The organism is Paenibacillus sp. PvR133, from assembly GCF_017833155.1.
GTDB classification, from domain to species: Bacteria; Bacillota; Bacilli; order Paenibacillales; family Paenibacillaceae; genus Paenibacillus; species Paenibacillus polymyxa_B.
In genome coordinates, this window is record NZ_JAFIBS010000001.1 from 1,413,761 (window position 1) to 1,439,298 (window position 25,538).

The 25,538-nt window shown below is 46.5% G+C and carries 21 protein-coding genes, 1 tRNA gene, 3 rRNA genes and 1 riboswitch; of the genes, 17 read left to right on the forward strand and 8 right to left on the reverse strand.

All coding sequences use genetic code 11. From position 1 onward, the window contains the following. Nucleotides 1–96: 96 nt before the first annotated feature. A complete protein-coding gene (locus JOE49_RS06245) occupies nucleotides 97–1,131 on the reverse strand; it encodes an alpha/beta hydrolase (RefSeq protein ID WP_071559521.1) in 1,035 nt (344 codons plus the stop codon). A 610-nt stretch (nucleotides 1,132–1,741) separates the two neighbouring features. On the opposite strand from JOE49_RS06245, the gene JOE49_RS06250 reads away from it, so the two are divergent. The 13 genes from JOE49_RS06250 (at nucleotide 1,742) to JOE49_RS06310 (ending at nucleotide 15,649) form a co-directional block, all read left to right on the forward strand. After that, a 16S ribosomal RNA gene (locus JOE49_RS06250) occupies nucleotides 1,742–3,297 on the forward strand. Between the two features lie 362 nt (nucleotides 3,298–3,659). Further along, nucleotides 3,660–6,586, forward strand: a 23S ribosomal RNA gene (locus JOE49_RS06255). A 146-nt stretch (nucleotides 6,587–6,732) separates the two neighbouring features. Further along, a 5S ribosomal RNA gene (gene rrf / locus JOE49_RS06260) occupies nucleotides 6,733–6,849 on the forward strand. The 16S, 23S and 5S rRNA genes sit together here, the layout of an rRNA operon. A gap of 345 nt (nucleotides 6,850–7,194) precedes the next feature. Then, a complete protein-coding gene (guaB, locus tag JOE49_RS06265; protein ID WP_013308172.1) occupies nucleotides 7,195–8,652 on the forward strand; it encodes an IMP dehydrogenase in 1,458 nt (485 codons plus the stop codon). 328 nt (nucleotides 8,653–8,980) lie between these two features. After that, nucleotides 8,981–10,369: a D-alanyl-D-alanine carboxypeptidase family protein gene (locus JOE49_RS06270; protein WP_071639034.1), complete on the forward strand. Its 1,389-nt coding sequence runs from the start codon at nucleotides 8,981–8,983 to the stop codon at nucleotides 10,367–10,369. A gap of 130 nt (nucleotides 10,370–10,499) precedes the next feature. Beyond that, complete coding sequence (gene pdxS / locus JOE49_RS06275; RefSeq protein WP_025720037.1) at nucleotides 10,500–11,381, forward strand: pyridoxal 5'-phosphate synthase lyase subunit PdxS; 882 nt, start codon at nucleotides 10,500–10,502, stop codon at nucleotides 11,379–11,381. Between the two features lie 16 nt (nucleotides 11,382–11,397). Continuing rightward, a complete protein-coding gene (gene pdxT / locus JOE49_RS06280; protein WP_053324339.1) occupies nucleotides 11,398–11,964 on the forward strand; it encodes a pyridoxal 5'-phosphate synthase glutaminase subunit PdxT in 567 nt (188 codons plus the stop codon). 36 nt (nucleotides 11,965–12,000) lie between these two features. Beyond that, the gene (serS, locus tag JOE49_RS06285) at nucleotides 12,001–13,284 is read left to right on the forward strand and encodes a serine--tRNA ligase (RefSeq protein ID WP_025720034.1); all 1,284 of its coding nucleotides are present in this window, start codon (nucleotides 12,001–12,003) and stop codon (nucleotides 13,282–13,284) included. An 88-nt stretch (nucleotides 13,285–13,372) separates the two neighbouring features. Beyond that, nucleotides 13,373–13,461 (forward strand) — tRNA-Ser (locus JOE49_RS06290). 144 nt (nucleotides 13,462–13,605) lie between these two features. Continuing rightward, nucleotides 13,606–13,947 carry a hypothetical protein gene (locus tag JOE49_RS06295; RefSeq protein ID WP_013308177.1) on the forward strand — a complete coding sequence of 114 codons (342 nt, stop codon included), beginning with the start codon at nucleotides 13,606–13,608 and terminating at the stop codon, nucleotides 13,945–13,947. A 28-nt stretch (nucleotides 13,948–13,975) separates the two neighbouring features. Further along, on the forward strand, nucleotides 13,976–14,146 hold the full coding sequence (locus JOE49_RS06300; protein WP_209940747.1) for a hypothetical protein: 171 nt from the start codon (nucleotides 13,976–13,978) through the stop codon (nucleotides 14,144–14,146). A gap of 72 nt (nucleotides 14,147–14,218) precedes the next feature. Beyond that, entirely contained in the window at nucleotides 14,219–14,374 is a 156-nt protein-coding gene (locus tag JOE49_RS06305) for a small acid-soluble spore protein P (protein ID WP_025720032.1), read from the forward strand. Between the two features lie 198 nt (nucleotides 14,375–14,572). Further along, a complete protein-coding gene (locus JOE49_RS06310) occupies nucleotides 14,573–15,649 on the forward strand; it encodes a hypothetical protein (protein ID WP_028542606.1) in 1,077 nt (358 codons plus the stop codon). Nucleotides 15,650–15,764: 115 nt separating this feature from the next. Here the strand turns inward: JOE49_RS06310 and JOE49_RS06315 are convergent, their stop codons facing one another. Then, on the reverse strand, nucleotides 15,765–16,331 hold the full coding sequence (locus tag JOE49_RS06315) for a GNAT family N-acetyltransferase (RefSeq protein WP_160788737.1): 567 nt from the start codon (nucleotides 16,329–16,331) through the stop codon (nucleotides 15,765–15,767). 60 nt (nucleotides 16,332–16,391) lie between these two features. Continuing rightward, nucleotides 16,392–16,892 carry a tRNA adenosine(34) deaminase TadA gene (gene tadA, locus JOE49_RS06320; protein ID WP_053324343.1) on the reverse strand — a complete coding sequence of 167 codons (501 nt, stop codon included), beginning with the start codon at nucleotides 16,890–16,892 and terminating at the stop codon, nucleotides 16,392–16,394. A 328-nt stretch (nucleotides 16,893–17,220) separates the two neighbouring features. Between tadA and JOE49_RS06325 the strand changes: the two genes are divergently transcribed. Together JOE49_RS06325 and rluF are read left to right on the forward strand one after the other, a co-directional pair. Next, complete coding sequence (locus JOE49_RS06325; protein ID WP_160788738.1) at nucleotides 17,221–19,497, forward strand: PAS domain S-box protein; 2,277 nt, start codon at nucleotides 17,221–17,223, stop codon at nucleotides 19,495–19,497. Nucleotides 19,498–19,548: 51 nt separating this feature from the next. Further along, nucleotides 19,549–20,250, forward strand: coding sequence for a 23S rRNA pseudouridine(2604) synthase RluF (gene rluF, locus JOE49_RS06330; RefSeq protein ID WP_028542602.1), 702 nt, complete (start codon nucleotides 19,549–19,551; stop codon nucleotides 20,248–20,250). Nucleotides 20,251–20,385: 135 nt separating this feature from the next. Here the strand turns inward: rluF and motB are convergent, their stop codons facing one another. Beyond that, nucleotides 20,386–21,213, reverse strand: a complete 828-nt coding sequence (gene motB / locus JOE49_RS06335; RefSeq protein WP_025723781.1) for a flagellar motor protein MotB — start codon at nucleotides 21,211–21,213, stop codon at nucleotides 20,386–20,388. Beyond that, the gene (gene motA / locus JOE49_RS06340; RefSeq protein WP_025723780.1) at nucleotides 21,206–22,000 is read right to left on the reverse strand and encodes a flagellar motor stator protein MotA; all 795 of its coding nucleotides are present in this window, start codon (nucleotides 21,998–22,000) and stop codon (nucleotides 21,206–21,208) included. Before motA ends, motB begins: the two co-directional genes overlap by 8 nt. 187 nt (nucleotides 22,001–22,187) lie before the next feature. Here motA and JOE49_RS06345 point away from each other — a divergent pair, with 187 nt between their 5' ends. Both JOE49_RS06345 and JOE49_RS06350 read left to right on the forward strand, forming a co-directional pair. Further along, a complete protein-coding gene (locus JOE49_RS06345) occupies nucleotides 22,188–22,481 on the forward strand; it encodes a hypothetical protein (RefSeq protein ID WP_028542600.1) in 294 nt (97 codons plus the stop codon). Between the two features lie 117 nt (nucleotides 22,482–22,598). After that, nucleotides 22,599–22,898 carry a 4a-hydroxytetrahydrobiopterin dehydratase gene (locus tag JOE49_RS06350; protein WP_007428083.1) on the forward strand — a complete coding sequence of 100 codons (300 nt, stop codon included), beginning with the start codon at nucleotides 22,599–22,601 and terminating at the stop codon, nucleotides 22,896–22,898. 78 nt (nucleotides 22,899–22,976) lie between these two features. On the opposite strand, the gene JOE49_RS06355 is transcribed toward JOE49_RS06350, so the two are convergent. The 3 genes from JOE49_RS06355 to JOE49_RS06365 all read right to left on the reverse strand — a co-directional run bounded on the left by JOE49_RS06355 (nucleotide 22,977) and on the right by JOE49_RS06365 (nucleotide 25,534). Continuing rightward, on the reverse strand, nucleotides 22,977–23,483 hold the full coding sequence (locus JOE49_RS06355; protein ID WP_068939352.1) for a GNAT family N-acetyltransferase: 507 nt from the start codon (nucleotides 23,481–23,483) through the stop codon (nucleotides 22,977–22,979). Between the two features lie 303 nt (nucleotides 23,484–23,786). Continuing rightward, nucleotides 23,787–24,287 carry a C40 family peptidase gene (locus JOE49_RS06360; protein ID WP_025723776.1) on the reverse strand — a complete coding sequence of 167 codons (501 nt, stop codon included), beginning with the start codon at nucleotides 24,285–24,287 and terminating at the stop codon, nucleotides 23,787–23,789. A 5-nt stretch (nucleotides 24,288–24,292) separates the two neighbouring features. After that, nucleotides 24,293–24,430, reverse strand: a riboswitch (cyclic di-AMP (ydaO/yuaA leader). 276 nt (nucleotides 24,431–24,706) lie between these two features. Continuing rightward, nucleotides 24,707–25,534, reverse strand: coding sequence for a hypothetical protein (locus JOE49_RS06365; RefSeq protein ID WP_160788739.1), 828 nt, complete (start codon nucleotides 25,532–25,534; stop codon nucleotides 24,707–24,709). Nucleotides 25,535–25,538: the final 4 nt, after the last annotated feature.

The window sequence follows — 25,538 nt, forward strand, 5'->3', positions numbered from 1 at the left end:
ATAATAAGTGTTAGGCAGCAAAGACGCCCGAATTCCTTTATATAGAAGGAACTCGGGCGTCTTTTATTTTTTTATGCTGTTTAACATATAAAGTCCCTAATCATCTGTGTATGCTTTAGACATGGTTGACTGAAAGTGTCTTGTGTCGGTGATGAGTTCACGGATGACTTGGATGACAAGCTCCGGTTGATCATGGATGATCATATGCTCGCTCTTCTTGGCAACAATAAATTTGCTGTTTGTAGAGATGTTAAGCATCTCGCGCTGTCCCATTTGCCAGCTTTGTTCGATCTGATCATTTCCGCGTTTACTAATACCGAACTGAGTCAAATCTTGTTGAATGCCCCGGGCAATTACACGTACAGGGAGGTTACCCAGATGCTGTCCCCGTATGGCATCTTCGGTAGTGCTTGCTAGATCACCCTCCTCCGCAACAGATCGAAAGTATTTAGAGGAAGCGACAATATTCACAAAAGATTTTCTATCTTGATATTCGACCCGACCCGTTAGCATTAAATTGGGGAACAGGCGAAAAGCCCCTGACTTTTCTAGGAGAATGGATATTAACGGGGAGGGATTGACCTTAGGCCGTTCCTTGGCATAGATCTCATTTGTCCGGCGAGCGTCATTTTCAGGCCTGGCATCCACCAGAACCAATCCTGCCACTTCGTCTTTGTATGTCTGCGCGTACAGTCTTGAGTACATCCCTCCAAGGGAATGGCCTACCAGAATATAAGGAGCTTGGATGTCTGCGTTTTTTAAGGCGACATGAAGCTCTCGAACGATGTTTTCCCCGGTTCGTGGAGTAGCAGCCTCCTCGCTCCAGGCATAGCCTGCCCGGTCATAGGATACAACAGTGGCGAATGATGACAGTTTTTCGGGAATATCTCTCCATGACAGGCTACTTTCCCCGCTCCCTGATTCAAGCAATATTGTTGGAGAGCCGTTACCGAGTTTACGAATATGGAGTCGATAACCCCCGGCATCGACCAATTCCCCCGGAGGTGGGTATTGTGATTTATCCTTTTTGGATGCAATCCACTCATACACAAATCCTGAGATCACGAAAAGCAGTAAGCAAGAGATGATAAGAAACACAATTCTCGTCCATGTTCGCCTTCGTTGCTTCATTAGTAAATCTACTCCTCTATACAGTTATAATTAATCATTACCTAAAGTTGCGTGAAACAAAGCTGCTATCGCATGGTTTGTTGCTAGCTCCTTATCTTTTTTACCCATCCTTTCTTTGTCAAATCATCAATATTAAAGAAAAAGCAGAATATGCACTTGAGTTGTAATGAGCAACACGCGTATTCGAGATCATTGAATGGATCTCACGTCGTTCTTGGATGCAGATAACTAAGTCCATTTAGCAAAAGTACAGAGTACACAGGATGTCATTACAACAATAATGATAGTAAAAACAATTTATTAAAAAACGGTTGCATTTAAATATGGGGAGTGGTATACTCTAATTCCGGCCAAGAAATACAATATTGCGAGCGAGTGTTACAAAAAAAGATTTAAAAAAAGTGCTTGCAAAGTTGGTTCGGAGATGATATGATATAAGAGTTGATGAAGCGATAAACTGAATCGACCGAAAAAGAATGTTTGATCTTTGAAAACTGAACAACGAGTGAGTAAAACGATTTTGCTTGCAAAATCAAACAAGAGATATTTTTATCTCGTCAGTTTCAAAATGAGCTTATCGCTCTTTCTATAAACCAGCTTCGGTTGGTCTTTAATGGAGAGTTTGATCCTGGCTCAGGACGAACGCTGGCGGCGTGCCTAATACATGCAAGTCGAGCGGGGTTATGTAGAAGCTTGCTTCTACATAACCTAGCGGCGGACGGGTGAGTAACACGTAGGCAACCTGCCCACAAGACAGGGATAACTACCGGAAACGGTAGCTAATACCCGATACATCCTTTTCCTGCATGGGAGAAGGAGGAAAGACGGAGCAATCTGTCACTTGTGGATGGGCCTGCGGCGCATTAGCTAGTTGGTGGGGTAAAGGCCTACCAAGGCGACGATGCGTAGCCGACCTGAGAGGGTGATCGGCCACACTGGGACTGAGACACGGCCCAGACTCCTACGGGAGGCAGCAGTAGGGAATCTTCCGCAATGGGCGAAAGCCTGACGGAGCAACGCCGCGTGAGTGATGAAGGTTTTCGGATCGTAAAGCTCTGTTGCCAGGGAAGAACGTCTTGTAGAGTAACTGCTACAAGAGTGACGGTACCTGAGAAGAAAGCCCCGGCTAACTACGTGCCAGCAGCCGCGGTAATACGTAGGGGGCAAGCGTTGTCCGGAATTATTGGGCGTAAAGCGCGCGCAGGCGGCTCTTTAAGTCTGGTGTTTAATCCCGAGGCTCAACTTCGGGTCGCACTGGAAACTGGGGAGCTTGAGTGCAGAAGAGGAGAGTGGAATTCCACGTGTAGCGGTGAAATGCGTAGATATGTGGAGGAACACCAGTGGCGAAGGCGACTCTCTGGGCTGTAACTGACGCTGAGGCGCGAAAGCGTGGGGAGCAAACAGGATTAGATACCCTGGTAGTCCACGCCGTAAACGATGAATGCTAGGTGTTAGGGGTTTCGATACCCTTGGTGCCGAAGTTAACACATTAAGCATTCCGCCTGGGGAGTACGGTCGCAAGACTGAAACTCAAAGGAATTGACGGGGACCCGCACAAGCAGTGGAGTATGTGGTTTAATTCGAAGCAACGCGAAGAACCTTACCAGGTCTTGACATCCCTCTGATCGGTCTAGAGATAGACCTTTCCTTCGGGACAGAGGAGACAGGTGGTGCATGGTTGTCGTCAGCTCGTGTCGTGAGATGTTGGGTTAAGTCCCGCAACGAGCGCAACCCTTATGCTTAGTTGCCAGCAGGTCAAGCTGGGCACTCTAAGCAGACTGCCGGTGACAAACCGGAGGAAGGTGGGGATGACGTCAAATCATCATGCCCCTTATGACCTGGGCTACACACGTACTACAATGGCCGGTACAACGGGAAGCGAAATCGCGAGGTGGAGCCAATCCTAGAAAAGCCGGTCTCAGTTCGGATTGTAGGCTGCAACTCGCCTACATGAAGTCGGAATTGCTAGTAATCGCGGATCAGCATGCCGCGGTGAATACGTTCCCGGGTCTTGTACACACCGCCCGTCACACCACGAGAGTTTACAACACCCGAAGTCGGTGGGGTAACCCGCAAGGGAGCCAGCCGCCGAAGGTGGGGTAGATGATTGGGGTGAAGTCGTAACAAGGTAGCCGTATCGGAAGGTGCGGCTGGATCACCTCCTTTCTATGGAGAATCGTTTCCTGCAACGGAAACATTCAAATATGAAGCGTAAGCTTCAAAACTCAGGTTTAGGCCTGTTACTCACTCGTTGCTCAGTTTTGAGAGCTCAAACTCTCAAGCTTCGACGAATGTTTCATTCACACATCCGTGTGGAACCGAAATATTCATCGGGTTTCGCTTCGATGAAGCGAATTGCACCTTGAAAACTGGATACCGAAACGAAATTGCGTTTTAGAATATTCCTTTAAGCTGATCTTGTGTAAACAAGTGAAATAAAGGTAGCAGGTAAGGAAAGATCTTTTGCCTTTGGCAAAAATCATTCTTTATCGAACATCGACATTTTCTTTCTTTGAAAGAAAAGTCTAGGTTAAGCTACAAAGAGCACACGGAGGATGCCTAGGCGCCAGGAGCCGACGAAGGACGTGGCGAACAACGATAAGGCCTCGGGGAGCTGTAAGCAAGCTTTGATCCGGGGATGTCCGAATGGGGAAACCCGGCTGTCTTCATCGACAGTCACTTTCTGCTGAATACATAGGCAGAATAGAGGCAGACCAGGGGAACTGAAACATCTAAGTACCCTGAGGAAGAGAAAACAATAGTGATTCCGTCAGTAGCGGCGAGCGAACGCGGATTAGCCCAAACCAAGGAGCTTGCTCCTTGGGGTTGTGGGACGTCTCACATGGAGTTACAAAGGAACCGGTTAGATGAAGAGGTCTGGAAAGGCCCGCCAGAGAAGGTAAAAGCCCTGTAGTTCAAAACTTGTTCTCTCCGAGACGGATCCCGAGTAGTGCGGGGCACGTGAAACCCCGTATGAATCCGGCAGGACCATCTGCCAAGGCTAAATACTCCCTGGCGACCGATAGTGAAGCAGTACCGTGAGGGAAAGGTGAAAAGCACCCCGGAAGGGGAGTGAAATAGATCCTGAAACCGTGTGCTTACAAGAAGTCAGAGCCCTATTTATGGGTGATGGCGTGCCTTTTGTAGAATGAACCGGCGAGTTACGTTCCCGTGCAAGGTTAAGGTGAAGAGCTGAAGCCGCAGCGAAAGCGAGTCTGAATAGGGCGAATGAGTACGTGGACGTAGACCCGAAACCGGGTGATCTACCCCTGTCCAGGGTGAAGGTGCGGTAACACGCACTGGAGGCCCGAACCCACGCATGTTGAAAAATGCGGGGATGAGGTGGGGGTAGCGGAGAAATTCCAATCGAACCCGGAGATAGCTGGTTCTCCCCGAAATAGCTTTAGGGCTAGCCTCGGAAAGAAGAATCGTGGAGGTAGAGCACTGATTGGGTGCGGGGCCCGCAAGGGTTACCAAGCTCAGTCAAACTCCGAATGCCATAGATTTAGTTCCGGGAGTCAGACAGTGAGTGCTAAGATCCATTGTCGAAAGGGAAACAGCCCAGACCATCAGCTAAGGTCCCCAAGTGTGTGTTAAGTGGGAAAGGATGTGGAGTTGCACAGACAACCAGGATGTTGGCTTAGAAGCAGCCACCATTGAAAGAGTGCGTAATAGCTCACTGGTCGAGTGACTCTGCGCCGAAAATGTAACGGGGCTAAACACACCACCGAAGCTATGGCTTGATGCTTGCATCAGGGGTAGGGGAGCGTTGAATGCGGGTTGAAGGTGTACCGTAAGGAGCGCTGGACTGCATTCAAGTGAGAATGCCGGTATGAGTAACGAAAAGATCTGTGAGAATCAGATCCGCCGAAAGCCTAAGGGTTCCTGAGGAAGGTTCGTCCGCTCAGGGTAAGTCGGGACCTAAGGCGAGGCCGATAGGCGTAGTCGAAGGACAACAGGTCGAAATTCCTGTACCACCGTAATCCGTTATGAGCGATGGGGTGACGCAGTAGGGTAGTGACGCGGACTGATGGATGTCCGTCTAAGCAGTGAGGCTGGTGTGTAGGCAAATCCGCACATCGTAAGGCTGGGCTGTGATGGGGAGCGAAAATTATAGTAGCGAAGGTCATGATCTCAGACTGCCAAGAAAAGCCTCTAGCCAGGAGAAGGTGCCCGTACCGCAAACCGACACAGGTAGGCGAGAAGAGAATTCTAAGGCGCGCGGAAGAACTCTCGTTAAGGAACTCGGCAAAATGACCCCGTAACTTCGGGAGAAGGGGTGCCTCGGTAGGGTGAATAGCCCGAGGGGGCCGCAGTGAAAAGGCCCAAGCGACTGTTTAGCAAAAACACAGGTCTGTGCGAAGCCGCAAGGCGAAGTATACGGGCTGACGCCTGCCCGGTGCTGGAAGGTTAAGGGGAGTGGTAAGCCCTTCGGGGCGAAGCTATGAACCGAAGCCCCAGTAAACGGCGGCCGTAACTATAACGGTCCTAAGGTAGCGAAATTCCTTGTCAGGTAAATTCTGACCCGCACGAATGGCGTAACGACTTGGGCGCTGTCTCAACGAGAGATCCGGTGAAATTTTAATACCTGTGAAGATGCAGGTTACCCGCGACAAGACGGAAAGACCCCATGGAGCTTTACTGCAGCTTGATATTGAATTTGGGTACGATCTGTACAGGATAGGTGGGAGCCGTTGAATCTTGAGCGCCAGCTTGAGAGGAGGCATCCTTGGGATACCACCCTGATCGTATCTAGGTTCTAACTTGGTACCGTGATCCGGTGCGAGGACAGTGTCAGGTGGGCAGTTTGACTGGGGCGGTCGCCTCCTAAAGAGTAACGGAGGCGCCCCAAGGTTCCCTCAGAATGGTTGGAAATCATTCGAAGAGTGCAAAGGCAGAAGGGAGCTTGACTGCGAGACCTACAAGTCGAGCAGGGACGAAAGTCGGGCTTAGTGATCCGGTGGTACCGCATGGAAGGGCCATCGCTCAACGGATAAAAGCTACCCTGGGGATAACAGGCTTATCTCCCCCAAGAGTCCACATCGACGGGGAGGTTTGGCACCTCGATGTCGGCTCATCGCATCCTGGGGCTGAAGTAGGTCCCAAGGGTTGGGCTGTTCGCCCATTAAAGCGGTACGCGAGCTGGGTTCAGAACGTCGTGAGACAGTTCGGTCCCTATCTGTCGTGGGCGTAGGAAATTTGAGAGGAGCTGTCCTTAGTACGAGAGGACCGGGATGGACGTACCGCTGGTGTACCAGTTGTTCCGCCAGGAGCACCGCTGGGTAGCTATGTACGGAAGGGATAAGCGCTGAAAGCATCTAAGCGTGAAGCCCCCCTCAAGATGAGATTTCCCAATTAGTAAGACCCCTTGAAGACGACGAGGTAGATAGGTTGGGGGTGGAAGTGCAGTAATGCATGGAGCTGACCAATACTAATCGGTCGAGGGCTTATCCTAAGAATAAAACGCAAATAAGTTTCGGATCCAGTTTTCAGGGTGTAAGTTTTGTATTGTATAAGCTCAAGTAGCTTATATGAAACAAGCAAACACACAGCATTTGGCGATGCTGATTCCTGTTAAAGAATTTACAATGTAAATTCATGTTTGGTGGCGATAGCGGAGGGGTTCCACACGTACCCATCCCGAACACGACCGTTAAGCCCTCCAGCGCCGATGGTACTTGGACCGCAGGGTCCTGGGAGAGTAGGACGTCGCCAAGCAACAAGTAAAGAGAACCATGATCTCAATGAGATCATGGTTCTCTTTGGTATATTACGGTACAAACCACTTATATAATTGCTTCCATGCTGCGACTCAAAGAGGAGATATGCTCTTGTAAATAGTTATTACCTTTGGAAACGCTTATTTTTAAAGGTTGTCCTTCGTAGGAGTACAGTTGTTTGTACAGGGAAATACTAAAGGTTAGGGCTATTGATGAAGGCTTGACACCCCTATACCGCTTTGCTAAGATTGCAATAATATATTTTCAGAGAGCCTTGATTTGTCCATGTCGGACAGACAACAAGACCAATACAGACTAAACAATTTGAAGGAGGATCATCTTGGTGTGGGAAGATAAATTCGGTAAGGAAGGCCTTACCTTTGACGATGTTTTGCTGGTACCTCGCAAGTCGGTGGTTCTGCCCAAAGAAGTAAGCGTAGCGACTCGTTTGAGTGATAACGTAAAGCTGAATATTCCTTTGATGAGTGCTGGTATGGATACTGTTACTGAGGCAGTGTTGGCAATCGCGATGGCTCGTGAGGGCGGTATCGGTATTATTCATAAAAATATGTCGATTGAACAGCAAGCGGTGGAGGTGGATCGGGTTAAACGTTCGGAGAGCGGTGTTATCACCAATCCATTCTCATTGACTCCGGATCATTTGGTATCCGATGCTGAAGCAGTTATGGGTAAATACCGTATTTCTGGTGTACCTGTTGTAAACGAAGAAAACAAACTGGTGGGTATTATTACTAACCGCGATCTTCGCTTTATTCACGATTTTAACCTTAAAATCAGTGAAGTCATGACGAAGGAAGAACTGGTAACTGCACCTGTAGGTACGACTTTACAGGAAGCGGAAGTCATTTTGCAAAAGCATAAAATTGAAAAGCTCCCTTTGGTCGATGATGAAAATTATCTCAAAGGCCTTATCACCATTAAAGATATTGAGAAAGCTATTCAATTTCCGAACGCAGCGAAAGATGCACAAGGCCGTCTTCTGGTCGGTGCGGCTGTCGGCATTTCCAAAGATACATTTGATCGGACTGAAGCACTTGTAAAAGCTGGTGTGGATATGATTGTTGTGGACTCTGCTCACGGGCATCATATTAACATTATTGAAGCAGTCCGCAAGCTGCGTGAAGCTTATCCTGATCTGACGATTGTAGCAGGTAATGTAGCTACTGGTGACGGAACGCGCGAATTGATTGAAGCTGGAGCATCGGTCGTAAAAGTCGGTATTGGTCCAGGCTCCATCTGTACAACACGCGTAATCGCAGGGATTGGTGTTCCACAAGTAACAGCAATTTATGATTGTGCAACAGTAGCACGTGAATATAATATTCCGATTATTGCAGACGGCGGTATTAAATACTCCGGTGAAATTACAAAGGCCATTGCGGCAGGGGCTTCTGCGGTAATGCTGGGAAGTCTTTTTGCAGGTACGGAAGAAAGCCCAGGCGAATCTGAAATTTATCAAGGACGCCGCTTCAAAGTATATCGTGGCATGGGTTCTATGGCTGCGATGAAGCAAGGTAGTAAAGATCGTTATTTCCAAGATGACGACAAGAAATTGGTACCGGAAGGCATCGAAGGACGTGTTGCTTATAAAGGGCCACTTTCCGACACTGTTCATCAGCTGTTGGGCGGTCTTCGTTCTGGTATGGGTTATTGCGGTACAGCTAATATTGAGGAGCTTCGTAACGATACAAGCTTTATCCGTATTACAGGTGCTGGTCTGCGTGAGAGTCATCCGCATGATGTGCAAATTACGAAAGAAGCACCAAACTACTCTCTATAAAGTTCGGCTGTAGTAGACTTGACGACAGGCAGAGCGTATTTCGCTCTGCCTGTCTTTTTTTAGAGATACCCCTGTGATAGAATAGACAAGTGTCCGCCTTTATGACGAAATAAGTGATGAATTAGGGCACGTAGGTCTTTTGGACGATTCCTACCAGTGAAGAAGATTCGAGCAGGAAATGCTCATGACAGGATACAACTAAGAAAACGAAATAAAACTGGATTTTATAACATTAAAACATTAATTACATTGGCCAAGTAGAGGCTGTAACCACCGTCTCGTTATACATAGCGGATCGGGTTGAGGTACGAGAGGAGTTTGTATTCATTTGAAAGCGAACAATTTAAAGCAAAATACAAAACGCAGCATGATTAAAAAGAGTGTGACTGCAGTCATGGTGCTTAATATGATGTATATGTCGGCATTGCCTGTTGTAGGCAATTTCGATCCGAGCGTGGCTACTTTTGCAGCTGGAGCGGCAACACAGGCAACCAATATTACGGGGACAGGTTCTATTAACCCCCCTAGTCTGGCACTACGTTCCGCCATTTTGATCGAGCCTTCCACTGGGCAAGTATTGCTGTCTATGAATCCAGATGAGCCACTTCCACCAGCAAGTATGACTAAAATGATGACAGAGTACATCGTGGCTGAACAGGTTAAGCAAGGTAAACTTAAGTGGACGGATAAGGTTACGGTTAACGAGAATGCTTCTAAGAGCATTGGATCACGTATTTTTTTGGCTCAAGGGGATCAACATACGGTAGAAGAGCTTTATATTGCAATGGCGGTAGGTTCTGCTAATGATGCAACAGTAGCCCTTGCTGAACGCGTATCCGGAACTGAGCAGGACTTTGTAAAACTAATGAATGAAACAGCTCAGAAAATGGGCATGAAAAATACGTATTTTATCAACTCGACTGGTTTGGACCGTGGTGATATGCCGAAGGGCTTCCAGCCGGATACAGACCGGGAAACTGTGATGACAGCGAGAGATGCAGCTACTCTGGCTGGTTACATCATTAAAGATCATCCGGATTACACGCGATTCACCACAATTCAATCTTACAAATTCCGTCCTACCGACAAGGCGCCGATTATTAACTATAACTGGATGCTAGAAGCAAACAAAAATATTACTAACTTTAGAAAGTTTGCTTACCCAGGTTTAGACGGGATGAAAACAGGCCATACGGCTAATGCTGGCAACTGTTTTACAGGAACCGCTGAACGCAACGGAGTGCGTCTCATCAGTGTAGTTATGGGAGCTGATTCAGATGCACACCGTTTTACAGAGACAGCTAAAGTACTGAACTATGGTTTTGATAACTTTGAAGTGAAGCAGGTTGTTGCTCCAAAGACGGTGGTTAAGGGTGTTGAGAATGTGCCTGTGACCAAAGGTACGGAAACAGAAGTACCGATCGTCACCAAGGATGCAGTAAGCTTTATTGTACCTAAGGGCGCGAGCAATCCTAAGGTAACCTTTACAACGAACATTACACCAGCAAGCTCTCTGGTGGCACCTTTGAAGCAAGGGGCCAAAGTCGGAACAATTACGTACACGTACAAGACAGACGGTGTGGATAAAGGGCAGACAAAAACCGTTGATCTGGTTACTACGACGGCAGTAGAAGAGGGCGGCTGGTTCCGAATGCTTTTCCGGGCAATCGGTGATTTCTTCGGAGATCTGTTCCAAGGAATTAAGAACCTCTTCTAAAAAAGCAAGCTAGGCGACCTACCTTGTTTTTCATTACTTATTTTGCAGCTTGAAATGATTGTGTATTTGGCATTCGTGCGGTAAAATATTAAGTTAGAATCTAAACGTAACCCTTACAGGAGGCAACGACATGGAAACGGGAACTTCGCGTGTAAAAAGAGGTATGGCAGAGATGCAAAAAGGCGGCGTAATCATGGATGTCATGAACGCTGAGCAGGCTAAAATTGCAGAGGCAGCAGGAGCTACAGCTGTAATGGCTCTTGAACGGGTGCCTTCGGATATCCGTGCAGCTGGTGGGGTTGCTCGTATGGCTGATCCAACGATTGTGGAAGAAGTTATGAAGGTTGTTTCTATTCCTGTTATGGCTAAGGCTCGCATCGGTCACTTTGTAGAGGCAAAGGTACTGGAATCTCTCGGTGTTGACTATCTCGATGAGAGCGAAGTGCTGACACCTGCGGATGAAGTTTTCCATATTGATAAGCGGGAGTTCACCGTTCCATTTGTTTGTGGAGCCAAGGATCTGGGAGAAGCGCTGCGTCGTATTGGTGAGGGTGCATCTATGATCCGTACGAAGGGCGAACCGGGAACTGGGAATATTGTTGAGGCCGTTCGGCATATGCGTTTTATCAATGGTCAAATTCGCAAGGTGCAAAACTTGTCGAAGGACGAGCTGTATGCAGAAGCGAAAAACCTCGGAGTTGCTTATGAACTGCTGTTGGAAGTGCATGAGCTTGGCAAGCTGCCTGTGGTCAACTTTGCAGCGGGTGGTGTAGCGACACCTGCCGATGCCGCGTTAATGATGCATTTAGGCGCTGATGGCGTCTTTGTAGGTTCTGGTATTTTCAAATCGGATAGCCCTGAGAAGTTTGCACGTGCAATCGTGGAAGCGACCACTCATTATACGGATTACAAGCTAATCGCAGAAGTCTCCAAGAATTTGGGAACTCCTATGAAAGGCATTGAAATTTCCAAACTGGCACCGCATGAGCGCATGCAGGATCGTGGTTGGTAAGAAAGAAGGGACCGGCATGAAAATAGGTGTATTGTCGCTGCAAGGCGCTGTAGCTGAACATATACGAAGCGTTGAACGTGCGGGTGCGGAAGGTATAGCGGTGAAGAAGATCGAACAGCTCGATGAGCTGTCCGGTCTTATCATTCCCGGTGGTGAAAGTACCACTATCGGTAAGCTAATGCGCAAGTATAATTTTATAGAGGCTGTACGTCAGTTTTCCAATCAAGGCAAGCCTGTATTCGGTACTTGCGCGGGATTGATTGTACTGGCTAAAACGATTCAAGGACAGGAAGAAGCACATTTGGGACTCATGGATATTACAGTATCGCGTAATGCATTTGGTCGCCAAAGAGAAAGCTTTGAAACAGACTTGAACATTAAAGGGATTGAGGAACCGGTTCGTGCTGTATTTATACGCGCGCCATTAATACAGTCTGTTGGAACGGGAGTAGATGTGCTGTCTGAGTATAACGGCGAGATCGTGGCAGCCCGTCAGGGTCATTTGCTGGCTTCATCCTTCCATCCGGAGTTAACAGACGATTATCGGTTACATCAGTATTTTGTGGATATGGTCCGCGAATAGGGGAAAGTCAGGTTTGTAGTGTAGGAGGGATTACCTGTGTTAGATATAAAGATTTTACGTAATGAGCTTGGTCGGGTTGAGAAAGCTTTGCAGAACAGGGGGAAATCTCTGGATCTGATTAATGGTTTTACAGATCTGGATGTAAGCCGTCGTGAGTTACTACAAGAAAGCGAAGGACTCAAAAATCGTCGGAACGTGGTATCCGGTGAAGTAGCCAAGTTGAAGAAGAATAAGGAAAATGCGGATGATCTGATTGCAGAAATGCGTCAAGTCTCCGATCGTATTAAAGAATTAGATGAGCAAGTACGCGAACTGGAAGTACAGATCGACGAACTGGTGATGTCTATTCCGAATATTCCTAATGAAACAGTACCTGTAGGTGCATCGGAAGAGGATAATGTAGAAATCCGTCGCTGGTCGGAGCCACGCGAGTTTTCTTTTACACCTAAAGCGCATTGGGAATTGGCTCAGGATCTAGATATTCTTGATTTTGAGGCAGCAGCCAAGGTAACGGGTTCTCGTTTTACGTTCTACAAAGGACTGGGAGCAAGATTAGAGCGTGCGCTGATTAACTTTATGATGGATCTGCACAGCAGTGAGCATGGTTATGAAGAAATGCTTCCTCCATACATTGTAAATCGGGATAGCTTGTACGGAACGGGTCAACTTCCGAAGTTTGAAGAAGATTTGTTTAAGCTGCGTGATACTGAGTATTATCTCATTCCTACGGCTGAAGTTCCGGTAACGAACTACCACCGTGAAGAGATTATGAATGCGGAGCAGCTTCCAAAATATTATGTAGCATACAGCTCTTGCTTTCGCTCGGAGGCAGGATCAGCAGGACGTGATACACGTGGCCTGATCCGTCAGCATCAGTTCAATAAGGTAGAGATGCTTAAGCTAGTTCACCCGGATACCTCCTATGAGGAATTGGAGAAAATGACGAATAATGCTGAGCGTGTTTTACAGCTGCTCGGACTTCCATATCGTGTGCTGGCACTTTGCACTGGAGATATGGGTTTTACGTCTGCCAAAACGTACGATCTGGAAGTATGGTTGCCTGAGAGTGGCATGTACCGCGAGATTTCTTCTTGTTCAAACACAGAAGACTTCCAAGCGCGTCGTGCAAACATTCGTTTCCGTCCAGATTCGAAGGCGAAGCCTGAATTTGTACATACGCTGAACGGTTCAGGATTGGCTGTGGGGCGGACTGTGGCTGCTATTTTGGAGAACTATCAGCAAGAGGACGGAAGCATCGTGATCCCAGAAGTGCTGCGTTCATATATGCGAGGCATTGAGGTTATTGCTCCTAAGCAGTAAGTGTTGCATTCTTAGAAATCCTGTGGTAAAATAATTTTGTTGCGCCTGAGTATGTTAAAAGGGAAGCAGCTTTATCCATTTACCACCTGGAGAGGTACCGAAGCGGTCATAACGGGGCGGTCTTGAAAACCGTTAGAGTGCAAGCTCACATGGGTTCGAATCCCATCCTCTCCGCCATATTTTAAATAAACCAAGTCATTCAAATACGATAGCTGATACATTGGCCTTTATAAGCTAATGATCAGGAATCGTGGAGAATGGCTTTTTTGTTGTATAAAAAGCTCGTTTTTTTCACACGTTATCAGATGTGGAGGTGCTGGCATGAATCGAGAAATGACAGTAGACCAGCAAAAGCTGGTAGAGGCCTGGCAGGAACAACTGCCGATTCTTTTGAATTCAGGGGACAAATCACAGGTACAGGCAGATGAAGCCAATAACCGGGCTATACGAATCCACATCGAGGTTGAAGGCCGACAAATGTACTCCTTTGATTTTGCATGTACTTATGTAGACTCCCGGGAAGTACAGGTTAGCTTAGTCGATGTAGAGCGGGACGGACAGTCTGTGGATGAACGAACAGATATCATTCAGCAGTTAGTGTCCGATTATACTCGGCATATTCACCAATGTGCCCAAACATTACAGTCGTTGACGCATTCGTAGGTCATGAAGGAATGAGGAGGAAGGCTACATGACAAAAGCCAAAGACGGACTGGATAAAAACCTGTCTAACATTGTTGATGATTTGGAGCAACGTCCAGTTAATAGTCATCAGGCACAGCAAGTGCAGCAGGATCGTAATGATCGCCGTCATCAGGATTCACTAAATCACGATAAAACGGAAGATCTACACCATCTATAGTCCTATTTTTAATGGTAATAAACGGATTCGTTGATGTACCAAAAATATAGACTGAGAATGGAGGATGCATAAATGAGCAAGCCTAAAGCCATTCCTGTTCCCGAAGCACAGGATTCTGGTGGAAGTAACGAAAAGCGTGAGCGTAGTCATCAGCAGGAGCCGTTATCCGGTTCCAAGAAGGTGAAACAGCGGAATCACGTGGATCACCATAATAGAGAAGGCTCATAAGCAGGCAGACCTTTCTCCTAAAATATATTGCATAGTGTAAGACACCCTGGTTAGAGAGCCAGGGTGTCTTTGTGCTTATTGTAAGAAAATTTTCCAATAAGTGTTTCGCCGTTTGAGAATATGAGTTAAAATAGAGGGTGTGTATTTTTTTTGTTAGCATAAAAAAGGGGTTAATTACGAGAGGAGAGAATCTACACAATGAGTAAAAAGTTATCCGTCTTGGTACTCACTATGGTGTTACTTTTGACGGTAGCCCTGGTAGGTTGTAGCAAGAAGTTAGAACCGAAGGAAGCTGTTACGACCGGTACAGCTAATGCAATGAAATTGAATTCTTATGAATCCAAAAGTCAATTCACGATTAAGGAACTGACCATTACATCCGCTTCTGTTCCAAGTGAGCAAAGTGCAATGGTAACTAGCATGCTGAAAAATGCTGATATTACGCTGGATGGTGTATACCAAAAAGAACCTTTCCAATCTGAAATGACGCTCGGCATTCATTTGAAAGGTGATCTTTCCACCAGCTTCACGATTCCAATGGTAATGACTAAAGATAAACTGTACGTTAAAATTCCTAATATTCCATTTTACCCGCTTCCACAGGATGTTGTAGGTAAATTCCTGATCATTGATCCACAAGAACTGGCTAAACAATCAGGACAAGAATTTAATCCTGCAGCCATGGATCAGGAAAAATCGCAGAAATTTGCGAATGAAGTGATTGCTGCTATTATGAACGAGTATGATCAAGCTACGTACTTCTTTGATATTGATCCTAAAGACGCTAAATTGCCACAAGGCGTTGAAGCTAAACAAGTAGTTCAGTTCAAAATAACGAACGACAATGTGAAGCAAGCGACCAATACATTTATCACTAAGGCGCTTCCTAAAGTCCTTGATGTGATGTCTAAAGATGAATATGCTGGCATGCTTCAAGTGAAGAAGGAAGAGCTGGCTGAAGCGAAGAAAGAACTGCAATCCAACACCAGCGAAGTTAGCAAAAAGCTGGATGAGTTGAAAAACTATTTGACGGTGAAACAATTTGACATTAACACAGCTTTGAACAAGGATAACATTCCTGTGTATCAAGACCTGAATGCGAATGTAGAGATGAATGATCCGGCTACAAAAGACAATGTGAAATTGTCCGTAACAGGCTACACGCAATACAGCAAAATCAATGCTAAAGCAGCATTTAAAGTGGGTATTCCAACAGGTGATCAAGTCCTGACTATGGAACAACTGCAACAAAAAATGCAAACTGTTGCTCCTTAATTATGGGATGACATGATTGCAAAACATCATTTTTTTCGTATATGATGTAAGAAAACCGCTCGGCATAAGCCGGGCGGTTTTTTGTTTACTGTTAATGTTGTCCCTGTGCAGTCATTTAGCTCTGCCACACGTCATCCTCAGCCAAAAGTCCAAACATCTGGTGATCCTGCCATACGCCCTGAATCTGTATAAGCTTGCGAGCAATGCCTTCTGGCTGGAAGCCGCATTTTTTTAATACACGTTGTGAGGGATCATTATGCAAAAGGGTACCCGCTTGGAGACGATGTAGAGATAAGGCACGAAAGGCATATTGTATGATCAACTTTAAGGCAGCGGTCATATGCCCTTTACCCTGTTCATGATGATCCATCATGTAGCCGATATCAGCGAATTGTCCAACTCCACGTACTAGATTGGAAATAGAGATATAACCGATGAGCCGTTCTTCCTTTAAGAGAAAGATACCGAACACGTAACCTCGATCCTCTTCGGCCTGACGCAATTTCTGACGGATATAATCCTGCTGTTTCTCTAATGTGAAAAATGAATCCTCGTAAAGCGGCTCATAAGGCGCATGGGAATCCCTATTACGGTGCCTAAGGGCGAGAAGGGCTTCGCTATCCGCCAAGCTAAATGGCCGTAAAAAGATACCTTGAGGCGTATTATACAAGCTCATAGGCATGGGTTGGTCTCCTTCCATGGGGAATTAGCAATGAGATGAAGTGTTTTGGACTTTTCCCCCTCAGGATGAGGATGGGGGAGGAGATAATCTGGCTGCCGCTCTTTTTTGCCGGAGATGCCGAAAAAAGCTCGTTAGCAGCGAGGCGCATTCCTCCTGCAGTACACCACTAGTTACTTCTGTACAGTGATTAAACCGAGGCTCCTGTAATAAATTCATCAGCGTGCCTGCGCAGCCTGCCTTGGGATCTGTAGTTCCGTATATCAAATGGGGAACCCGTGATTGAACAATGGCTCCGGCGCACATTGGACACGGCTCCAGAGTGACATACAGCCTACAATCCAGCAGGCGCCAAGCGCCTAAGTGCTCACTGGCCTGACGAATGGCAACCATCTCTGCATGTGCGGTTGGGTCAGCATCCGTCTCGCGCAAATTGTAGCCGCGACCGATGATTTCATTATCTTTTACGATGACAGCCCCAATGGGGACTTCACCTAACGTTTCTGCCTTATATGCTTCCTGAATGGCTTCTTTCATCCAATAGGCGTGATCCATGGTGGTCACTGGGAAAATGCTCCTTTCAAACGCGGAATTATCCAACGAACAAATATTCCGTTGTTAACATGATGTGAATAAAATTGTGGATAACATGGCACTTGTCCACAGGTTTATCCACAGTTTATAATAAAATCTGTGTATTTGTGGACTACCTGTGGATGATTATCTTATTATATTGTAGGCAAACGCCCGTCTATTGACAATACTGTACACAAGGTGTGTATTTATGTATATCCGGTAAATGTAAATGCTGGTATCAGAGGCGCTATTACGGTATCATTGAGTTAGCAATTGCCAGTAATCGCCAGCATACGGCAAGAGGTGAGAAATCAGTGTGTCGATAAAAATCAGAATAACGATCATTTTGTCGGGGTCCGTCTTGTTTATCCTGTTGTTAAACATCGCACTCAATTATTACACGACCCACGAAAATCTAAGAAGTGACAGTGAAACTAAAATGGTTCTGACCGCTAAAATTATCGGAGGAGCTATCGAACAAACCCAACATAGCTGGGAGGCCGTTGACAAACAGCTCGGATATAATCTGTGGCTTTCTGCCACGTTGGCTGCCAATCAGCTCGATCCTGACATCCGAAATATTCAGCAGGAACAGCTTCAACAGATAGCCACACTCCACAGGGATATTAATATTTCTTTGATGATTCGAGACGGGCAGGGGTATAAGGTTGTCAAATCCTCCGATCCTAAAGAAGTAACGCCATCCGATCCATTGACCGGGCATTGGAAAAATGCAGTTGACCAATTATATGAGCATGGACAGGCTGCAATGGCGCAAGGTCAGAAACTGAATCATTTTTGGACCGGATCATTTGACTACACGGGTTCAGACTCCTCACATATTAATAAATGGGGATTTTATTATGACCAAAAACGTAACTACTTAATTCGAATTTCCTTTCAGGATACTTCAGTACAAAATTTCATAACCATCCTGAGTCCCGATGAGATCGTAAAGCAAACCCAACAAGTGGATTATCGCATCATGGAGATTACAGGAATTAACCCTGCAACCTTTGGTGGCGCTACGATGGACAAGAACGGGAACGACTGGAAATACTATTACATGTACAACAAACCGATCCAATTCGGCACGTATCAACTAACGAGAGTGCAGGAGGATCGTTTGGCCGTGTCCAGGGCTATCATCTCGGGGGAGAGTATTGTACAAGACTGCTATATTAAAGGCGAACGGGTTCTCGTCAGTTACATACCTTTTTATCCGGCTAACCGTGATGCCTATGTTATCCGTATTGTTATGAATTATGATACGATCACTTCTGTTATTTCCAAGCAATTGATTAGTTTAATTGCCATTTCTATTGTCCTTTTAGAGGTTGTGATCATTGGAAGCTATGTGCTTGCCAGTCTGTTTGTCCGTCCAATTCAGTCGATTCTGGGCAAAGTGAACGAGATGGCTGATGGTCATTTTGATACACGGCTAGAAATCAAGGGTGGTCATGAGCTTGCACAGTTGGGTGAGCGCATCAATGCGATGGCCTACAATTTGGGGGTGTATACGAGAAGACTCGAACAAATGTATGAAGAGAACCGTTCTGTAAAGGAGCATCTGGAATCGGTTATTAATCAGACAGCAGATGCGATTCATGTGACTGATGAAGAGGATCGTGTCGTTCGGGTCAATCATGCCTTCGAAGCTTTGTACGGCTGGACCAAGAAAGAGTTGGTTGGTCGTAAGCTGGAGTTTGTACCTCCGCAGCAACAGGAGGAGTATGAATTTCAGAAGAAGAGCCTGCTTCAGGGAGAGAGCATCGTATCAAGTGAGTCCCTTAGAATGCGTAAGGATGGAAGTACGGTAGAGATTAGTATGAGCACGTCTCCTATTCTGGATGAAGAAGGCCAGATTTTGGGGTTTATCTGCGTGTCGCGTGATATCACGGGTCGCAACCGGATGGAGGAGCTGTTGCGCAGATCAGAGAAACTGACAACCGTCGGACAACTAGCGGCAGGCGTAGCGCATGAGATTCGTAATCCGCTAACCACGCTACGTGGTTTTCTCCAACTACAGCAGCAAAATCAAGTGTTGAATATGAAACACAACGATATTATGATGTCTGAGCTGGATCGCATTAATTTGATCGTAAGCGAGTTTTTAATTCTGGCGAAGCCACAGGCGGTGCATTTTCAGAAAAAAGATGTTCGCTATATTGTGAGCGATGTGATTTCTTTACTAGATAGTCAGGCGCATCTGCTGGGCATTGTATTCAATCTTCAGGTCACGGACGAGCCTGCCCTGGTATACGCCGAAGAAAATCAGTTAAAACAGGTATTCATTAATTTACTTAAAAATAGCATGGAGGCTATGAGTAAAGGTGGTATCATCACGATTCATTTGTTCTTGGAGGGAGAAAGCGTTAAAATCTTCATACGGGACCAGGGAACGGGTATTCCTGCAGAAATGCTGTCCAAGCTAGGAGAACCTTTTTTCACAAACAAAGAAACAGGGACAGGACTAGGACTTATGGTCAGCCAGCGTATTATACAGAGTCATAAAGGCACACTGGATATTGAAAGCACAGAGGGAGAGGGAACGACAGCCCTGGTGCAGCTTCCGATTGCCAAGCCGGAGTAACGGGCAGGGGCGCAGGAGGAAGTGTGTTAGTAGAAATGGAGGGTACACAGGTTGCGCATTAACAAGTTTATCAGCGAAACCGGTTTTTGCTCGCGCCGGGAGGCGGACAAGCTGGTAGAGAGCGGCAGCGTGACGATTAACGGCGAAGTGGCCGTGCTGGGTAGTCAAGCGGAGGAAGGCGATGATGTTCGCGTGAACGGCAAGCCACTGCGCGAGAAGTCCGATCACGTCTATATTGCATTGAACAAGCCGGTGGGCATTACAAGTACAACGGAGAGCCACATTAGAGGCAATGTTGTTGATTTTGTGGGGCACCCGCAGCGGATATTCCCGATTGGACGCCTGGATAAGGATTCGGAAGGTCTCATTTTACTTACCAATGATGGAGACATTGTGAATAAGATTTTACGGGCAGAAGGCAAGCATGAGAAAGAATATATCGTAACAGTGGATCGCCCTGTCATACCATCTTTTGTGCAGGGCATGTCCAGTGGGGTGAAAATACTCGGCCAGCGAACGCTACCTTGTGAGGTGACGCGTGTATCTGAGTATGTATTCCGTATTATCCTGACTGAAGGGAAAAATCGTCAGATCCGGCGTATGTGTGCTGCCTTCGGTTATGAAGTAAAAAAACTGCAACGGCTGCGAATCATGAATATTCGGTTGGGGTCCCTTCAGAAAGGTGCCTGGCGTGATCTGACAGAGGCTGAGAAGCAGGAGCTTGGCCAGATGCTCGATTATACGCTTAGCTAATGCCAGAGGAGTTTCGTATAGCCTACAGCGTATGATCGTGTACCTGACAGGGCCAGAAGTACAGGAAGCATAAACAAAGAGGCACCAGCTGCATAAAAATGCGGCGGTGCCTTTGTTCATATAACATATGCATAATCAACCTTCACTCGAGCTTGAGGTAGGACTGATGACTTGTGTCCCGTTCTGATATTTGCGGAGAACAGATATTTCAACACGACGGTTTTTGGAGCGTCCTTGACCATCTTGATTGCTTGCCAATGGACGATACTCGCCATAACCGATGGATACAAACTTGGTTGGATCGAGATCTGGATTGAGCAACAAGATACGCAAGAAATTCAGAGAGCGCTTGGCGCTCAAATCAAAGTTGGACGGGAACTGGCTGTTGGAGATCGGTACATTATCCGTGTGACCCGATACGATAACATCATAGCCAGGGAACTGCTGAAGCATACTAGAAATAGACTTGGCCAGCTTTCTTGCTTCCGGCTTTACTTCGGCCTGCCCGGATGAAAACAAGGCATTATCACTAATGGTGATCATCAGCTGTGATTGGTTCAGCTTGGTATTCAGCAACGGGGTCAGGCCGTTATTTTGAATGTATTGATCCATTTGTTTTTTAAGTTTTTTTAAATCTTCTTCTTCCCGCTGGGCCAACTGTTTTTGCAGTTCAGAGGTAGAAGTAGCCTTCGATTTTAAGGGTTGTGATACTTGTTCTTTATTTTTGCCCATATCCATGGATTGTGACGACGGATTCGCGGCCGAGTGATCCAGCACGCCAGTGCCGCCACTAAAAGCTGCACTCAGGGATTGAGCCATAGTTTCAAATTTTTTGGCGTCGAGCGAGCTCATACCGAATAAGACAATGAAAAGAGCCAACAGAAGGGTCATTAAGTCGGAATATGGCAACAGCCAGCTTTCGTCAGCATGCTCTTCATGCGGTTCATGTCTCTTTTTACTCACTGGAATCGCCATCCTTCTGGGTCATCGTAGCCCGTTCGGTCGGAGTCAGGAAGATCGTCAGTTTCTGACTGATGGCAATCGTCGATATCCCCGATTGAATGGAAAGCAGACCTTCGACCATCATTAATTTAAGCTCCACTTCTTTTTTGGATAACCGTTTGAGCTTGTTGGACATCGGATGCCACAGGACATAACCTGTAAAAATACCGAGCAACGTCGCAATGAAGGCTGCTGCAATGGCATGAGAAAGCTTTTCCATGTCACTAAGGTCGGCCAGAGCGGCGATCAGACCTACAACCGCACCGAGTACCCCGAGCGTTGGAGCGTACATACCAGCTTGAGAGAAGATCAGCGCGCCAGAGCGATGTCGGTCCTCGGTAGCATTGATATCCTCCATCAGAACGTCCCGTACGAATTCCTGATCATTTCCGTCAATAATCATTCGCATGCCGCCACGCATAAAGGGATCGTCGATTTCCTCTACCTTAGATTCCAAGGCGAGCAGACCTTCACGACGGGTAATGGATGCCCACTCGGTAAACGTACCGATGAGCTCTTTGCGGTCTAACAGTTTTTGTTCGGTGAAAATAACCTTGAACAGCTTCGGAATCCGTTTGATTTCTGCCATCGGGAAGGCCATAAATATACTCGCTGCCGTTCCGACGAAAATAATCATGTAAGCAGCGGGATTATTGACCAGATTGACGACCGGAGCGCCTTTTAAGATCATCCCGACGACCAGTGACACAATCCCGAGCACAAGTCCGATAATGGTTGAAATTTGCATGATACACCTCATCCATGAGAATAGATTTTGAATCCTTTCATGCCGCCGGGGTCGTCCTTGCCCCAAGCGCGTCATTACAAGACGGATTATAGTATTTATCGACAAAACTCTCTTTTTTGTTAAGTGCGAATTTCCGGTATAATAAGGTGATTATGTATTGAATGGCGGAACCATTGGAGGAAATGGCATGGGAGTAAAGCATGGGCGTGAGTATGAACAAATTTTGAACGATTTGACAGAGGCTGTGGGACGCATCCCAGACAGCTACGAATTTTTCGAGATGGAAGCAGAAGATTGGGACAGGCTGGACCCGGCGGGACGCCAGGAAGTCAATGAAGCTTTGGCAGAAGACTTATTTTATGCACTGGGTACAGAGCCCATAATCACTGTAGGCAGTGGCGTTGTGATCTATGAGCCGGAGCAGCATCGTATCTATGTACTCATTGGAGACGAGGAGCTGACGTCAGTCCCATTGATTTGAGGTCCGTCTTATGGATTTATCAACGGGGCCGTGGTAATATGTACACCAATATATCGTAGTTTTGGCCGTATTTAAGCGGTCGAAAGGCTTCCGTATAAACGGGGAGGAGTTCGTAACATGCCTTTTACACAAGAAGAGATTGAAGCACATCTGGAGAAACTGGAGGGCTGGGAACTGGAGGAAGGACGTTGGATCGTTCGGAAATATAATTTTTCCAGTTTTATGAAAGGGATTGCATTCGTGGATGAAGTTGCCGCTATATCTGAAGCATTCAATCATCATCCATTTATTACGATTGATTACAAGACCGTGACTCTGCGTTTGACCTCTTGGGACGACGGCGGTATTATGGCCGTGGATATTAAGGAAGCCCAACAATATAATGAAGCTTTTGAAAAAATGCGCAGCAGTCATTGAGCTTGTAATGATCTGTCGTATGATGATAAAAGCGCCTTCGCTATACAACATCGCGGTTGTATGCCGAAGGCGCTTTTATCATAGAACCTGGGTTTGGTGCTCGGGACGATATACCATACAAAAAAACGGTTTTTTGCCATCGGGAGTCTGGCGTTCATAGGTATCTGTAAGCTCAAATCCAGCCGCCTTGTAAGCCCGGATAGCGCGCCCATTCCAAGTGAGTACCTCTAGATCAATTTCATTCTTCGGGTTGCGTCGTTGGGCTTCCTCTGCAATGGCACGGACAAAATCAGAGCCTTTGCCATGTCCGCATCTTTCAGGATGCATTCCAAGACCTAGCCGGGTCACACCGATCATAGGAAAATATTGAGCAAATCCCGTCAGCTTATTCTCTTCATCCAGTACGGCAACATATTGCTCTTGGCGAAGCGTGGGACTTCCAAATTCGACTTCAAGCGCCTTCATTTGTTCCCAGGGGAGCCAACCGTATATATTATAAGGTGGATCATAGCGCCACTCACAGATTGCAGCCGCTTGATGCTCGTCCATCGGTACGATCCGATAGTTGGATATTGAGGCCGGCATGTGTTCTATCCTCCTTTTACAGGTACTTCAATCATTAACAACAGATTGTAGACAAGTTGCAGGGGAATGGCAAGCGTGTTTATTTCATACTCAAGTCGGGTATACATTCAATAAGAAGGATTTACTGCTCATATGCTCCCCCAGCGCTGACGGTAAAACCGACGATGTTCGCTAAAATTGAAACCTTTTGAGGCTTCAGTTCGTCAGTAATGATAATAATTGCTGATGTTGTGGACATAAAAAGCCGCAATTTGATTCCGGCCAGAATCAAATTGCGGCTAAGGTTAGCTTGCTGTGCGTTAGTTATTCTACGTTGTCGTCATCAGGAATTTCTGAAGCTACAGAATGGTAAGCGTCTGTGCTCATAATTCTTTTTGCACCGACATAGCGGTTAGCGTAATAATTTTCGTTCAGTGAGCTAACTACTACACCACGTGAAGTCGAGGAGTGGGCAAATTTCCCTTCACCTACGAAGATACCTACATGAGAAATGCCTCTTCCTGTGGTGTTGAAGAACACCAGGTCTCCAGGTCTCATTTCATCGCGGGATACAGAAGATCCCATTTTGAATTGTGATCCGGATTGATGCGGAAGTTTAATTCCCAGTTTGTTGAATACATACATTGTGAAGCCGGAGCAATCGAATCCCTCGAGTGTAGTGCCTCCGCTTCTGTAGCTCGTTCCTTTGGCATCTTGAATGACCTGGTCCATCTTAGAGTCTGCATATGCACTGCCGCCACCGAATGTAAAAGATGTAAAGGCAATGGCAAGACCCATAGCTGCGATCGTTAGCTTCTTCTTCAAAAAAAATATACCCCTTCCAATGCCTGCGAGGTTAGCTTAAGGATTCGGTAGAAGGTTCCCCTATGACCACTCTGTTGCGAGATCAATTCACCCAAACTGGTTCCCCCGCTTCCTAGGTGCCAGGAATTAGGCTTAACTTAAGATGTGCACCTTGGAGAGCAGTATTCACAATAACGTTATTTTTGAGATAAAGGTTACAATAAAGATTACAAAGTTGTTACTATCAGTTCACTGCGATTATTGTAACAAAGACGGCTGGCTTTGGCAAATGTTTCATTGCAAAAAGTTACAAAAAAAATCTGCTCCTAATGTCCCAGGAACAGATCTTGTTAACAGTATTCAGTTATGTGTCGTTTGCGCGGATATGAATCAAGATTTTTCGACAGACGGAAATGAAGTAAAAAACATAAAGGCAGGGCTTAGCTTCTACTGGAGATATCGGTATGCCATAGTCTGTACTGCGAACTGATATGCCACAGCCTGACCAGACTAGTAACAAAATGATACGATTGCTGGAGAATGAGCGCCAGCATACCAGTCCAAATCATCGCTATGGTGCCAAATAGACCGAAGACCAGCAGCACACAAGCACCGAGCAAAAGAGATATACCGACAGCTGGGAGGAGCTGGCGAAAGAAGGCGAGCAGGGACGATAGTATGGCGTGACCACCGACAGTCCCCAGTTGCATATACAGGATGCACTGCCGAATGAACCATCCGTAAGCCATCCACCCCATGGCATAGGGCAACAAATGAAGCAGGTAAGAGGGAGATTGAAGCGTTCCTGCTACAATAGGGTAGAGTCTCGGTACTACCCAAAAGGCGGGAAGCAGCAGCAGTCCCAACTCGATGGTGTAATACAACAACGACGACATGCCATGGCGTTTCATACCCTTGAAAAAGGACAGGCTTTGCGGTTCAGTCGCATCGGTATGCAGGCTTTGATATATTCCGGCTCTAATGAAGGGAGTGATCAGTATGCGTAGTACAGTCGCCCCTAGTAGTATCCACAAATACACATGTACTTCCCGGCTGTCCATCAGAGCAATCTGGCTCTCCATCCAAAACAAGGTCTGTCCCAGCTCGTTTTGACCCTGATCAGGATAACGGAGCAGTAGCGGGATAACGGCAGACTGCACCAGCCGATAGAGAAACACCCCCCACAGTAGTCGATACAGAAATAAAATGATAACGATATAGAATCGTATGCGCACCAGCGCCCAGCCCTCTTTTATAACAGTCCGCATCTAT

Coding starts and splice junctions, on each gene's coding strand:
- JOE49_RS06245 (WP_071559521.1), bottom strand. CDS start 1,131: ATGAAGCAACGAAGGCGAACATGGACGAGAATTGTGTTTCTTATCATC.
- pdxS (WP_025720037.1), top strand. CDS start 10,500: ATGGAAACGGGAACTTCGCGTGTAAAAAGAGGTATGGCAGAGATGCAA.
- pdxT (WP_053324339.1), top strand. CDS start 11,398: ATGAAAATAGGTGTATTGTCGCTGCAAGGCGCTGTAGCTGAACATATA.
- JOE49_RS06295 (WP_013308177.1), top strand. CDS start 13,606: ATGAATCGAGAAATGACAGTAGACCAGCAAAAGCTGGTAGAGGCCTGG.
- JOE49_RS06300 (WP_209940747.1), top strand. CDS start 13,976: ATGACAAAAGCCAAAGACGGACTGGATAAAAACCTGTCTAACATTGTT.
- JOE49_RS06305 (WP_025720032.1), top strand. CDS start 14,219: ATGAGCAAGCCTAAAGCCATTCCTGTTCCCGAAGCACAGGATTCTGGT.
- JOE49_RS06310 (WP_028542606.1), top strand. CDS start 14,573: ATGAGTAAAAAGTTATCCGTCTTGGTACTCACTATGGTGTTACTTTTG.
- JOE49_RS06315 (WP_160788737.1), bottom strand. CDS start 16,331: ATGCCTATGAGCTTGTATAATACGCCTCAAGGTATCTTTTTACGGCCA.
- motA (WP_025723780.1), bottom strand. CDS start 22,000: ATGCAAATTTCAACCATTATCGGACTTGTGCTCGGGATTGTGTCACTG.
- JOE49_RS06345 (WP_028542600.1), top strand. CDS start 22,188: ATGGGAGTAAAGCATGGGCGTGAGTATGAACAAATTTTGAACGATTTG.
- JOE49_RS06350 (WP_007428083.1), top strand. CDS start 22,599: ATGCCTTTTACACAAGAAGAGATTGAAGCACATCTGGAGAAACTGGAG.
- JOE49_RS06355 (WP_068939352.1), bottom strand. CDS start 23,483: ATGCCGGCCTCAATATCCAACTATCGGATCGTACCGATGGACGAGCAT.
- JOE49_RS06365 (WP_160788739.1), bottom strand. CDS start 25,534: ATGCGGACTGTTATAAAAGAGGGCTGGGCGCTGGTGCGCATACGATTC.